At 49.1% G+C, this 13,561-nt stretch carries 10 protein-coding genes and 1 pseudogene; 1 reads left to right on the top strand and 10 read right to left on the bottom strand.

The window, feature by feature from the left end; all coding sequences use genetic code 11:
* Positions 1–25: 25 nt before the first annotated feature.
* From ABV298_RS29500 to ABV298_RS29485, 4 genes are all read right to left on the bottom strand, one after another.
* Entirely contained in the window at positions 26–1,696 is a 1,671-nt protein-coding gene (locus ABV298_RS29500) for a TonB-dependent receptor (protein WP_353719708.1), read from the bottom strand.
* Between the two features lie 39 nt (positions 1,697–1,735).
* On the bottom strand, positions 1,736–3,415 hold the full coding sequence (locus tag ABV298_RS29495) for a tetratricopeptide repeat protein (RefSeq protein ID WP_353719707.1): 1,680 nt from the start codon (positions 3,413–3,415) through the stop codon (positions 1,736–1,738).
* Positions 3,402–4,748 carry a tetratricopeptide repeat protein gene (locus tag ABV298_RS29490; protein ID WP_353719706.1) on the bottom strand — a complete coding sequence of 449 codons (1,347 nt, stop codon included), beginning with the start codon at positions 4,746–4,748 and terminating at the stop codon, positions 3,402–3,404. The genes ABV298_RS29495 and ABV298_RS29490 overlap by 14 nt, the downstream gene beginning before the upstream one ends.
* Before the next feature lie 160 nt (positions 4,749–4,908).
* Positions 4,909–5,160 (bottom strand): hypothetical protein, encoded by a 252-nt coding sequence (locus ABV298_RS29485; RefSeq protein ID WP_353719705.1) that lies wholly within the window; start codon positions 5,158–5,160, stop codon positions 4,909–4,911.
* 26 nt (positions 5,161–5,186) lie between these two features.
* Here ABV298_RS29485 and ABV298_RS29480 point away from each other — a divergent pair, with 26 nt between their 5' ends.
* The gene (locus ABV298_RS29480) at positions 5,187–6,221 is read left to right on the top strand and encodes a tetratricopeptide repeat protein (RefSeq protein ID WP_353719704.1); all 1,035 of its coding nucleotides are present in this window, start codon (positions 5,187–5,189) and stop codon (positions 6,219–6,221) included.
* Here ABV298_RS29480 and menD read toward each other — a convergent pair.
* The 6 genes and pseudogenes from menD to ABV298_RS29450 form a co-directional block, all read right to left on the bottom strand.
* Positions 6,218–7,939 carry a 2-succinyl-5-enolpyruvyl-6-hydroxy-3-cyclohexene-1-carboxylic-acid synthase gene (gene menD / locus ABV298_RS29475; protein WP_353719703.1) on the bottom strand — a complete coding sequence of 574 codons (1,722 nt, stop codon included), beginning with the start codon at positions 7,937–7,939 and terminating at the stop codon, positions 6,218–6,220. The genes ABV298_RS29480 and menD overlap by 4 nt on opposite strands.
* 82 nt (positions 7,940–8,021) lie before the next feature.
* A complete protein-coding gene (locus ABV298_RS29470; RefSeq protein WP_015810559.1) occupies positions 8,022–8,885 on the bottom strand; it encodes a sigma-70 family RNA polymerase sigma factor in 864 nt (287 codons plus the stop codon).
* 65 nt (positions 8,886–8,950) lie between these two features.
* Positions 8,951–11,092 (bottom strand): polyribonucleotide nucleotidyltransferase, encoded by a 2,142-nt coding sequence (gene pnp, locus ABV298_RS29465; protein ID WP_353719702.1) that lies wholly within the window; start codon positions 11,090–11,092, stop codon positions 8,951–8,953.
* A gap of 111 nt (positions 11,093–11,203) precedes the next feature.
* Positions 11,204–11,479 (bottom strand): 30S ribosomal protein S15, encoded by a 276-nt coding sequence (gene rpsO / locus ABV298_RS29460; RefSeq protein WP_353719701.1) that lies wholly within the window; start codon positions 11,477–11,479, stop codon positions 11,204–11,206.
* Positions 11,480–11,583: 104 nt separating this feature from the next.
* Positions 11,584–13,081: pseudogene (locus ABV298_RS29455) on the bottom strand (LptF/LptG family permease).
* Positions 13,081–13,473, bottom strand: a complete 393-nt coding sequence (locus ABV298_RS29450; RefSeq protein ID WP_353723271.1) for an START-like domain-containing protein — start codon at positions 13,471–13,473, stop codon at positions 13,081–13,083. Before ABV298_RS29450 ends, ABV298_RS29455 begins: the two are co-directional and overlap by 1 nt.
* Positions 13,474–13,561: the final 88 nt, after the last annotated feature.

Genomic DNA, 13,561 nt, shown 5'->3' with positions numbered 1-13,561 from the left:
GAAGTTTGGTGTTAACTCAGCGAAGTTAAAAAGAAAATGACAATCCGGCAATAAAGTTAAGCCCCTGCTGCGGGTAATACTGGTAGCGCTGGTACTTCTTGCCCAGCACGTTGTTCAGGTTCACGAACGCAGAGAAGTTCCTGGTTAACAGGTAGTCGATTTTCAAATTCAGATCGGCAATTACAGGCAATTTCGTTACGACGCCCGTCTGAAAATTTTTCGCTTTCAGCCCTCTGAGCATATAAAAATCGGCTGTTACGAACAGTTTTTTGCTGATGGTAAGGGCATTGAACCAGTTCAAAGTGAGATCCGGACGGTGCCACGGCTCCTCCACCTTGTCCACGGCATAGTCGAAGAAGTTAGCTTTGAGCGATGTTTTGAACAACTCATTGAAATTATAGCCAGCTTGTGCGGAGATGGTCAGCACCTTGGTTTTACCCGGGTCATAAATCGCCGAAAAACGGGAAGTATCCGAAAGCGAGTTGTTAAACGAATAAAAGTTGCGGTAGGAAGTATAAGCCACTTTTCCCTCATAATTAATACCCGTACCGGTCTCTCCTTTCACGCCCGCGCTGATATCGGAAGTCTTTTCCGTATTCAGGATCAATACGTTAGGCCCCAGCCATTGATTTTCGCTCAGCATGCTCTTCAATGTATTTCGAACGATATCCCCGTTCCAGCCCGCGAAAATATGCACCCCGGAGAACGGTGTTACGTCTAGATTCACGGCAGGAAAGGCTTTCGTCCTGTTTACATCCAGCTGGTTATCCGTCTCATTCACGGCATTGATACCCGCCGAAACGGAAAACAGGTCGTTCACGTACTTGAACGTCGGTCTAACACGGAACAAGTTACGATTATAGGTGAAGTAGTCGACGCGCTGCGACACGTAGGCATCTGCTTCAAGCAGCGCAAAAAACGACTCTGAAATAGGTACAGAGGCGGTAAGATTGGTTCCCCAATCGATTTCCGATGCATTGTAGCGGTCTTTCAGGGTATTGAGGCCCGTCTTCACCGAATAATCGACCAGCACCGAAGCATCCGTATTTTCGAAGCCAAGGTTAAATCCGAACTGGTTAATTGTCTGACGGATCGTGTCGCGGTCCACCACCACGCCTTCCGGCTGTGGCCGATAACCATAGAAGTAATAGTTTTTGCGGTCGAAATTAAAGCCTGCGTCGACTTTATACTTCTCCCTGATGTATTTGCCGCCGATCTTAAAGCTGGTCGCTGCGTTGGCCGAATTCTTGCCGTCCACGGGGCCGTTGGCGGCCGAAAGATGTTTCAGCTGGGTCGTGAACGCAAGATCTTCCTTCGGCCGTCCCCCCACAAATATTTCGCCGAGAAAACGACCGTAATTACCGCCTCCCGCTTTGACGTAGTTGTTCAAAACGTCAGGTTCGTCCTGACGGCCCTTTTCGTCGGACGATACGCCGACCGCCGGCGTAAGCTTGGGCGAAGCAATATCGATCACCGGGTCTACGATCTGGTACGAGACCTTTTTCTTTCCCGTCTCGCCCTGCACGGGCTGTACTTTATCGAAAACCCGGTTGGCGGGTGCAAATTCAATGCTTTTATCTTTAATAATTTCGTAAGTCTGGCTTTCGATCTCCCCGCGTTGCGCGATAGCAAACTGGGAGGAAAACCCCAGCGTAATCAGGAACAGTGAAGAACGTAATAACTTGGAATGCGTCATGAGTAATGAGTTTTTGATGAAACAGCAGGGTTCCACTGGTTATTTTTCGATTTGGTTCAACTTCTCCTTCGCGAGCTCTACCGCTTCCTTGTCGTCCGAATTCTCGATAATGGAATTCAGCGTAGCCTTCGCCTGGACTTTCTCGTTCATGCCCACGTATACGTCCGCAAGCAGGATGAACGAGCGTGCACGCCAATAGTCGTATCCCTCGAAGTTTCTGCCCAATTCGATGATGGCCGTTTCAGCCTCCTTGTATTTCTTCTCTTTGTACAGGATCATGGCGGACCAGTAGGCCGCTTCGGCACCGAACTCGTCCTTGGATGAAGCCGAAATCTTCTTAAACTCCTCCGCCGCCTTTTTCAGGTCGCCCTTCTCATAAGGCACCTTGGCCTGATAAAGCTGCGCCTTGCCCAGGCTGCCGGGTACCACATTGCCCATATTAATGATCTCCTTCGCATAATAGAGCGTGGAATCGTAGTTTTTCAAGGTGAAGTAGGTATCCATCAGCCCAGTCCATGCCGTTGCCTGGTCCTTCTTGTTTTCCGCGTTGCGGGAGAGCACGCGGAAATTCGTGACAGCATTATTAAAGTTTCCACGACCGATTTCCAGTTCCGCCGAACGCTGAGCCGCAGCGCCCACAAACTGTGACCGGTTTTGCTGAACCACTTTATTATAGTATTGAAGCGCTTCGTTCACGCGGTTCGTCTTGTCGTAAGAAGATGCGATGAAATAAGTCGCATCGTACTGGTATTTGCTGGCAGGGTAAGTTCGCAGGAATTCCTGCAACGCCGAAATCGCGTTTTCGTACTTTTCCGCATAATACAGGTTCCGTACATTATCGAACTCGACACCTTCTAGTTTTTCGTTACCGGGATTGTTCTTCCGGACGACGCCCAGCACCTGGTTGAATTCCTCCGGCCGGCCAACCGCCGTATAACTTTCCTGGATACCTTCCAGTGCGCTTTCCGCGGAGGGCGAATCGGAATATTCGGTCAGGATTTTACGGAAATCGACGATTGCCTGCTCGTACACCTGCAAATTGTAGTACGACTGCGCCCGACGCAGCAACGCTGCGGGAATCAGCGGACTTTTAGGTTTCTCATTGATCATGCGTGTGAAGCCTTTCACAGCCGCGGAATAGCTTTGATTCTGGAAATCGATGTCGGCAAGCTGGAAATAGGCGTTGTCCAGATGCTTCGACTGCGGATATTGGCTGATCAGCAGTTCAAACTGCCGTTTAGCCTCGGCCTCGCGGTTCATGTACACATATGCGCGGGCCTTTTGGAATAATGCGTAATCCTTGTCGACTTTCCCCTTCGCCGCCACCTGCTCGTAAGTGCGGATCGCTTCGTTGTAATTTTTCGCGGCCAGATAGCAATCCGCGAGCCTTGCATGCGCGTCCTCGATCATTTCGGCATCCATCCCTTCGATGTTGTTGGTAAAATCGCGGAAATAGGGTAAGGCCTGGCTGTATTTCTTCTGGTTGTAGTAAATATAACCCAAAGCATAGAGGCTCTTTCTTGCGTAAATGCCTGCTTTCGGGTTCCTGGCAATCTGGTTGTACAAGGTGGCCGCTTCGTCCACACGCTTCGCACCGTATACCGACTCTGCCTTGTAAAACGATGCGGCATTGAATAACTCGGCGTCGATCGGGAATTTGAGCGACTTATCGAACATGGCAATGGCCTGCTCGTAGCGTCCGGCGTTAAAATCCGTCACCCCCCTGGTTGTAGGTCAACCGCTGATAGGTACTATTAATTTTAGCATTCCTCGTTTTGAGCCCTTCAATGTACTTTATTGCCCCTGCGCTATTACTCGCATTGGCATATCCTTCGGCTATAAGCTCGGTTGCTTCCTCCGTATGTTTGCTATCCGGATACTTTACCATGTAGTTGTTAAGCTCTTTAATGGCGTCCGTATTATTACCGAGCTCCAGCTGCACCTTTGCGTGGTTATAGGTGGCTTCCTCCTTCACTACCTGATTGAAATCCAAAGCGGCAGCATTGCCGAATGACGTTAAAGCATTACTTAAATTAACTGTCTTTAAGTTACTGATACCCAATATGTAAGATGCATATTGCGAAACAGAATCCTTGCCATTTCCAATGGGTTTGAGAGAAGCAATCGCGCCTTCAAAATTGTTATTACGGAACTGCGCGTGTCCATAATGCAATGCTACCGTCGGAGGGATCGCACCCGGGCGCATGCGCTTGTAACGCTCGTACGCCTTGACGGCATTAGCATAATCCCCCTTCTCGTAATATACCTCCGCTACATACAATGCCACATCGTCGAGTTTCGTATTTCCCCTTTGCGCGCCCAGGATGCGTTCGCCGTAAGCAAGTAGCTCGTCGAACTTTTTGAGTTGATAAAGCGAGGAAATGATCCAGTTGGGAGCTTCGTTCTTGTAATACGGATGGTCCTCTATCCGCTTGAAATCCTGATAAGCCTCCTCGAAATTGTTTTTTTGATAGTTGATCACGCCCGCGTAAAAAGAAGCGTCCGCTGCATTCGCGAAGCCCGCCTCGTTCTTCACCTGGTTAAACAACGGTAAGGCAAGGTCGGGCTGCTTGGTGTTGTAATACGACATCGCGAGCCGGTAAGCACTTTCCAGTTGCCCTGCACCGGTACCGGGCATATCTACCGCCTTTTCGAGATAGGTAATGGCCTTTTCGTAGTTGCCGCTTTCATAATAATACTTGCCCAGATCGCTGTAAATGAGTTGTGCCTTGGGGTGTTCGGCGTGATTCTTGACGAACCGGTCGACCTGCACCTCCGCTTCCGGATAATTGAGGTACAGCCCCGTAACCGCTACATAATACTCAGCCGTAACTTTATTATAGTCGCTGGTACTGAGCAATTTATCCTGCGAATTCAGGAACTCGCCGAATTCCTGCCTGGCAGCAACGTAATTAGACTTTGCGTAATATTCGAGGCCGTTGCGAAAATGTGCTTCCGGCTCCGTAATACTGAGCGTATTCTGGGCCACTACGGAAGACGCGCCTACACATACGAACATGCCGATGGTGGAGGCGCCGTGTTTAAAAACCATAGATACTGAGTTGGTGGAGTTTTGAATTAAGTTTTTGTGGTTTACCATATCCCCGATAAAGAATATTTTGGCCTTCACTTACCGCTTAAAATTATTTGCTATCTAACGAAAAGTACATTAAAACCGTATACGTTCACTGGCCTCAAATTGGCCCGGAAGCCTAAAAAAGCACATTGTGGCGTACAAGCGTGCTATTGAAACCCGCATGCATATCGTCGAAACGGGCTGCGACGGCATCGATGAACTCCGGATCCATACACGCTTCCAGCTCGTCGGTCGTGGCAACTTCGTAATCATCGATTTTGTAAGTTTGCTCATACATTCCCGACTCGATTTTAATAATGTACTTGCTGTTCCATTGGTACAGACCGATTTTGTAGCGAGGGTTAGGGATGTCCTTGATGTACCTCATAACTATTTTTTACCATTACTAATTATATGTTATTAAAAATCAATAGATTAATTAAGCTATTTTTATTAGTACTAATATTATTAAACTGTACAGCCCAGAACAAAAAAGATGCCGCTGATTTCTTCCTTAAAGGCAACAGGGCCCTGAATCAAAAGAACTATGCCGAGGCCCTGCGACTGTACGATGAAGCGATTGCCAAAAATGCAGATTTTTCGGACGCCTATCTCAACAAGGGGATAACTTTGTTGAAATTGGGACGTACAAACGATGCCTATGAGGTTTTAACAGAAGCAATTCACACGGACCCTTCGCTGGTACAGGCAAATCTCGTTCGGTCGGAGGCTGCACTCGATCTCGGGCGCTTGAACGAGGCGAAAGCCGATTTGGAGCAAATCGAAAAGCAATACAGGGATTCCACGCGTTTCCATGTAATCAGAGGGAACCTGCTCGTGGCTCAGGGGAATCCTTCCGCGGCCATTCCGGAATATGACATGGCACTTAAGCTGAGTAGGACAAATGTCGAGGCTTATGTGAACCGTGGCGCCGTATACTACCGGATGGGCTCCTACAACGAGGCCAAACTCGATTTCGAAACGGCCGTAACCCTGGACCCCGCCCAGCCACAGGCGTTGAACAACCTCGGACTTATTGCGTCTAGAAACAAGCAATGGCCGCAAGCTATCGCTTACTTCGACCAGGTGTTAAGCCGCGACCCGGCGGAGCCCCTTTCCCTGAACAATAAAGGATACGCACTGTTGCAAACCGGCCGGGCCGAAGAAGCCCGTAAACTCATTGAACGTTCCCTCGAAAAATTACCGGAAAACGGTTATGCGTTACGCAATCTGGGAATTTACTATCAGCAAAAAGGAAATACCCTGGAAGCGCTGAAATCATTCAATAAAGCCATTCAAATTGCGGAACCTGTGGAATTGCTCTACGGGTTGACCGGACAAGCCTATTTCGCTCAAAATAACGTCGCGGAGGCGTGCAGGATATGGAAGCAGGGGGTTGTGCTGAAAGACTCCCTGGCGGCAGCCGAGGCGGCGAAAAACTGCCGCTAGCTACCGGTTTTACATGCTTGTTTCAGTGCTTTCCAGACATTGGTGTTTTCAACGGGATTTGTAAATCCTTCTAACAGGGCAATCCCGTTGAAATTCAGGAATTCCTTGACGACGGCTTCCGCTTCTGACAGATCCGACCCCCCGAAATATGCAATTCCTAAATCCTCGCAGGTACGTCGCGCAGAGAATGCGTGCCTGGTCTCAAAAAAGGTTTCGAGTTCAGGCAGGCTGCCCGGACCGTCGATCATCCGGAAAATGTTCCCGCCGGCGTTATTGAGCACCACGATTTTCAGATTTTGTGGCAGATTGTCGATAAGCAGGCCATTACGATCGTACAGAAATGCCACATCTCCCACAATCAGCAATGTCGGCTTTCCGTTCACCTTTGCCGCACCGATGGCGGTACTTACGCAGCCGTCGATCCCGCTCGTTCCCCGGTTCGCGAATACACCGGACCATTGGGTTTCCGTTGCCAGTATGTTTGCATATCGTACCGACATGCTATTGGCAATATGTAACTGATATGGAAGATTTACACATCTAAATATTAAGTCTAACAAAGTTAAATCATTGAACGATGATAGATTTTGCAGCATTTCATGCTTCTTCCGACGTGTATTCCGCTCGTTTTCTATCCATGATGCATGAAAGGAAGTGTCGTGCGTAAGGTCAGCATTCTCTACAAACAACTGGTAATCAAGTTTTTCAAATAACTGATCAAAAAATGCGGCCGCCTTTCCGGGGATTTCTCTAGTGACGGACTGAAAAGGATCGGCAAGGAAGGCGTCTTCGCCGATATGCCAATGCCGTTTCGGAGGATTTTTCCGGATAAACAGCTTGAATTCCTTCGAAAGAAAAGACATTCCGAAGGTGATCAAAAGATCCGGCCCGAGGGTGCCGGCCCCCTTCTTTCCCAGGAAGAGATCGTGATGACGGACGAACTCCCCGCCGCCGGTAAGATTAGAAATACAATCGCCCAAAACGGGAATATGCCACTCGTCGGCGATGCGGGTAAGCACGGCACTCAATGCGCCATCAGGCTTGCCCTGACCGCCCGCAATGAGGATTCTCGACGCGTTCTCCCATTCGTCCAACAGCTCTTCCCAGGCGCCCTGCGGCCATGTCACCTCGTTTGTCTGCCTTTGTATAATCCTGATGTACTCCGAAGTTTTCAAATCCTCCCCTGAAGTCGGATAAAATGGCTCCCTAATAGGCACATTAATGTGTACGGGCCCGTTGGGAGCGAGCGACGCGAGGTTAACCGCCTCATTGGTAATACGGTTGATGGCCCATTGTACATCCGGATGCTGATAATCCGGCGAAATCTCGAAAGAACGCTTCACGTGCGAACCGAAAATAGCTGTCTGGTAGATCGTCTGGCCGTCATACTGGTGCTGCCATTCTCTGGGCCGGTCGGCAGTAAGCACAAGCAGCGGAATTTGCTGAAAAAAAGCCTCAGAAACCGCCGGGGCAAAATTGTAGGCGGCACTACCCGACGTGCAAATCAAGACCACCGGGGCGTCGATTTGCTGAGCCATTCCGAGGGCGATGAAACCGGCTGCGCGTTCATCGATGCTTACGTGCGTTTGAAAGCCCCCGTGACGTGCGAAAGCGAGGGTCAATGCGGCGCTGCGGGAGCCCGGGGAAATAACGACATGCCGGATGCCCTGCTGGTAGCAGATCTCGGCCATGTCGATCAATGGTTGTAAAATAGCCATGAAAAACTTCCGTGTTCTGAAATAAAAATAGCCTCCCGAAAGAGGCTATCCAATGAATTAGAAGGTTTGCATCTGAGTTGCATTAACCCAAATAGGTCTTCAAAGCTTTGCTTCTGGACACGTGACGTAATCTGCGGATCGCTTTTTCCTTGATCTGACGTACGCGCTCACGGGTGAGGTTGAACTTCTCCCCGATCTCCTCCAAAGTCATCGCATGCTCGCCATTCAAGCCGAAATACAGGGCGATTACGTCCGCCTCGCGTTGCGTAAGCGTGCATAGTGCGCGTTGTACCTCTTTGCGGAGCGATTCGTTCACCAGACCCGAATCGGGCTTGTCTTCCAGGTCGTTCTCGAGAACGTCCAAAAGGCTGTTTTCCTCGCCTTGTACGAACGGAGCGTCCATCGATACGTGACGACCGGATATTTTCATGGTGTCGACCACCTCCGAAGAAGAAATCTCCAATACTTCCGCCAGCTCCTCGGGAGACGGCTCACGCTCGAAGCGTTGTTCCAGTTCGGAGAAAGTCTTCGAAATTTTATTCAGAGAACCTACACGGTTGAGGGGTAAACGTACGATACGCGATTGCTCCGCCAATGCTTGCAGGATCGACTGACGAATCCACCAAACCGCGTAAGAAATGAATTTGAAACCCCTCGTTTCGTCAAAACGTTGTGCTGCCTTGATCAAACCGAGGTTCCCCTCGTTGATCAGATCACCCAACGACAAGCCTTGATTCTGATATTGTTTCGCAACGGACACCACGAAACGCAGGTTTGCTTTGGTCAAACGTTCCAAAGCAAGCTGGTCCCCGTCCCTGATCTTCTGAGCTAACGTCACCTCCTCATCCGGCGTTAGCAAATCCACCTTACCGATCTCCTGCAAATATTTATCTAACGATTGACTTTCACGGTTGGTAATTTGCTTACTGATCTTTAGCTGTCTCATCTATGTCTTTATTAAGTATGTTATATAACGACGTTTTTACCGTTCCTGCCTACAAGAACATCAATTTACTCTTTTTTGTTCTCAGGCTTTGGTAACAATACTTTACGTGAAAGGCGGTATTTTCCTGTTTTCTTATCGATTTCGACCAGCTTCACCTGCACCTCTTCCCCTACTTCAAGAACGCCGTCCATTTTTTCGAGGCGCTCCCACTTGATCTCGGAAATGTGCAACAAACCGTCTTTGCCCGGGAGGAATTCCACGAACGCTCCGAACGGCATGATCGACTTCACTTTACCGGTATAGATTTCACCGATTTCTGGGACCATAATGATGCCCTTGATCCGCGCTACCGCTTTATCCATGGAAGACTTATCAGCTGAGAATATACTTACAAAACCAGCGCCATCTTTCTCTTCGATAGAGATCGTCGCGCCGGATTCTTTCTGGATGTCCTGAACAACTTTTCCGCCTGGCCCGATTACCGCGCCGATCATTTCGCGGTCGATCTTGATCACGATCGCGCGCGGCGTGTGCGGTTTCAGATCCGGACGGCTTTCGGAGATGGTTTTATTCATTTCGCCCAGGATATGGAGGCGGCCGGCTTTGGCTTGCATCAAAGCTTCGGTCAGCACTTCGAACGAAAGTCCGTTAACTTTCATATCCATTTGGCAAGCCGTAATACCATTCTGGGTTCCGGTTACTTTGAAATCCATATCCCCAAGGTGGTCTTCGTCGCCGAGGATGTCGGAAAGAACGGCGTATTTACCGGTCGCTTCGTCGGAAATAAGTCCCATTGCGATACCCGATACCGGTGCCTTGATCTTCAAGCCCGAGTCCATCAATGCGAGCGAGCCCGCACACACGGTTGCCATTGAAGACGAGCCGTTGGATTCGAGAATGTCGGAAACGATACGGATTGTGTAAGGATTGTCCTCCTCGGGAGGGAGTACTTTTTTCAGTGCGCGCAATGCGAGGTTACCGTGCCCTACCTCGCGACGGCCGGGACCGCGGTTTGGCTTCACTTCGCCGGTCGAGAAACCTGGGAAGTTATAATGCAAAAGGAATTTGCTGTAACCGTATTTCAATGGCGTATCGACGATCTGCTCGTCCTGCTTGGTACCCAGCGTTACGGTAGTCAGCGATTGGGTTTCACCGCGCGTAAACAATGCGGAGCCGTGTGCGTTTGGAAGGAAATCGATTTCCGAAGCGATCGGCCTCACTTCATCCAGGCGGCGGCCGTCGAGACGCTTCCTTTCATCCAGAACAAGGCGGCGGGAAGCTTCCCAAACGAGGTCGTTGAAATAACGTTTCGCAAGGCCTTCGTTGAACTCAGCGGCCTCTTCTTCGGGAATGGTTGCTTTAAATTCTTCCCAAACAGCCTTGAATCCGTCTTTTCTCACGGATTTATTGGTAGAACCCTGCTGCGCTACGGCATATATCTTCGGATAGGCGAACTCGCGAATGCGTGCTTCGAGCGTCTCGTCGGCAGGGTCGCCTACGTATTCTCTTTTTTCGGTCTTCCCAACAGCCGCTTCGAACTCTTTCAAAGCAAGGCATTGGTCTTTGATGGCGGCATGTGCAACTTTCAGCGCTTCGATCACCTCCTCTTCCGAAACTTCGCTCATTTCACCCTCCACCATCGCAATGTCATTATAGGTAGCACCCACCATCAGATCGAGGGTAGCGCGTTCCAGGTTGGTGGTGGTTGGGTTGATCACGTACTGACCATCGATCTTCGCAACGCGTACTTCGGAAACCGGCCCGTTGAAAGGAATGTCGGAAGCAGCCAGCGCGGCAGAAGCCGCCAATGCAGCCAGTGCGTCGGGCAACGCGTCGGCATCGGCCGATATCAGAAGGATATTAACCTGGGTTTCTGCGTGATAATCTTCGGGGAACAATGGGCGGAGCACGCGGTCGACTAAACGGCTGATAAGGACTTCATGGTCGGAAAGCTTGCCTTCACGGCGCTGGAAACTTCCCGGAATACGTCCGGCAGAAGCAAATTTCTCCTGGTAATCAACAGACAGCGGCAGGAAGTCGACGCCTTCTTTGATATCTTTGCTGGCAACTACCGTAGCCAACAGCATGGTGTTACCCATTCTGACTACGACCGATCCGTCGGCTTGCTTGGCTAATTTTCCTGTTTCGATTGTGATTTCCCTGCCGTCCGGTAAGGTTATAGTCTTGGTAACTATATTAAAGAGCATAGATTATTTGATTTTTGTAGCTGTGAGACGCCGTCCTGGCGTCCCGGTAATGTCCTTTTTTTCCGCAAAAAATCAGGGAACTTTAATGAGCCAAAGTTCCCTGATTTCAAATTATTTACGTATGCCTAATTCGGCGATGATCGCACGGTAGCGATTGATGTCTTTTTTATAAAGATAATCCAGCAATCTTCTGCGCTTTCCTACCATTTTCAGGAGGCCCAGACGTGTATCATTGTCTTTCTTGTGCGTTTTGAGGTGCTCGTTCAGATAGTTGATACGGTACGTAAATAAAGCAATTTGAGATTCGGCAGAGCCAGTGTCTGCGCTTTCCTTTTTAAAACCTTTCGATTCGAAGATCTCGCTCTTCTTTTCCGCGGTTAAATACATGATTATAACAACAGATTAAAGTGATATGAAGTAAATACGGCACCCTGCCGTAAACAAAGTTGCAAAAGTAGTGTTTTTAAACCGGTTTGTAAAAATAAATTCAGTTAATTATGAGTGATAAGCTCCCTTTTTCCAAATCTACTTGCCCATTTCGACTTAATTCTTTTGAAGAACATCTGGTAAACGTCCTTATCGAACAACCGTGAATCGCTCCGGGCGCGGTCGATGAAATACACGCCGGCAATGAACAGGATTGTATTCGCCATCCACGCGCCTACGGGCACGGCCACAAGCCCTTCCTTCACCCATTTGTCGCCCTGGTTGGTAAGTACATATAATAGGATAAAGAAAAGGATCGAAACCAGCACGGGCACCCCGAAGCCCCCCTTCTTGATAATGGCCCCCAGCGGCGCGCCAATCAGGAACATGATCAGGCAGGAAAGCGCCTGGGTATACTTATGATGCTTTTCCAGCTCATATTTGCTCGCGTCCTTCAACTTCATCTGGAGGTACTCCTGCTGCGACTTGATATAGCTCAGCATGCTGTTCGACGCCGCTTTGGTATTCGCCAGGATTTCCTTCTTCAAACTGTCGGAAACCGGCTTTGCCAGCAACGAATCGATCCACTTGCCGGACTTGATCGTCTTGTCGGTGCCTTCGCGGTAATTATAAGAGTAATACTGCTGACTGCCCGCCACGAGGTTTTTCTGCGTTTCCTGATAGGAAGTACGAAGCGAATCGGCCGTTTTGGTCAAATCGCTGATATTTTTCATAAACTCGTGGTATTTAAACTGACCTTCGTCCGTACGCTTCATGCCGAACGAGGCAAGGCTCTCCGTGAGACGGTAATGCCTGAACGACTGGCGGTTGAAATTGGAATACGCAGGCTGCGACCCGACTGGCGACGAAATATAAACCGGCCGCGAACTTCCCGAGCCATACTCGTCCGTGTAGCGAGTACCGTTGTAAAGCTCGATCACCAGGTAACGGTTCTCATTAATGGAATACATTCTTCCGGAGTCGGCGAGGATAATTTCCGTATTCCCCAGTTCGTACGACCGGTTATTGTGCTTGTAAATCACCATACCGGTCATTTTTCCGTTATCCAGTTTCCTGGCGACCTTAATGCTATACCCCGGCAAATCATTGTAAAAGATGCCTTCCTTGATCTTCAATGTAGCCTTGGTGGTTTTAATGTCGTACAGCAGGCTATATCCTTTCAGGTTAGCCCAGGGCGAAACGCGGTCATTGAAATAGAAGGAGAAGATACTGATCCCGACAGCGACGATGAACATCGGCAACATGGCCCTTACCACCGAAATACCGGCACTTTTAATGGCCGTTAGCTCGAAAAACTCCCCCCAGGTTACCAAATGCCATCAACGAAGAAAGCAGCATCGCAAGCGGCAGGGCCGTCGGCACGGTAATGAGGCTGAAAAAGAAAAATAGCTGTGCATAGTCCGTAACGTTCAGGTCCTTGGACACGAAGTCGTCTATATAAAAGATCATGATCCGCATCAGGAAGACGAACACCACGACCGACATTGTAATTACGAAAGGTCCCCAAAAGGACGTCAAAATAAGCTTATCCAGCTTTTTCATCAACTGCCTACTATTTCTCTTAAATTATCAATAAAGCCCTCCCATAAAGAAGTCAGCTCGTCCTTGTCGCGGTTCGGCGAATAATCGATCACGCGTAAAAAGGTTGTCTGGGTTAACTCGCTAACTTCTAATTTTAGTTCCAGGTGGTTGTTGTCAAGATTATCTTCGCTGGTGTCTTCAAAATCGAAACGCACCGCTTTGTTGATCCTCAGGCCGGTCTGGCGGGCGATGTGGCTATCGCCGTCCCATTGAAAATCGAAGCGGTGATCTGGCAGCACGGTAACCTTCTCAGCGAACCATTGTTCAAGGCCCGATGGTGTGGAAATATATGGAAATAGAACTTTTGGGGAGGATCGCAATTCAAATTCTTTAACAAATTTATATTTTTCCATATGTGCTGAAATTAAAGGAGCAGCCTCGTTAGCGCTTGCCTTATGTGCTGATTTAAAAGTTGTAATATAACATAAATCGACAATAAAA

Source organism: Dyadobacter sp. 676, from assembly GCF_040448675.1.
Classification (GTDB): domain Bacteria; phylum Bacteroidota; class Bacteroidia; order Cytophagales; family Spirosomataceae; genus Dyadobacter.
This window is presented reverse-complemented; position numbering and strand designations above follow the sequence as displayed.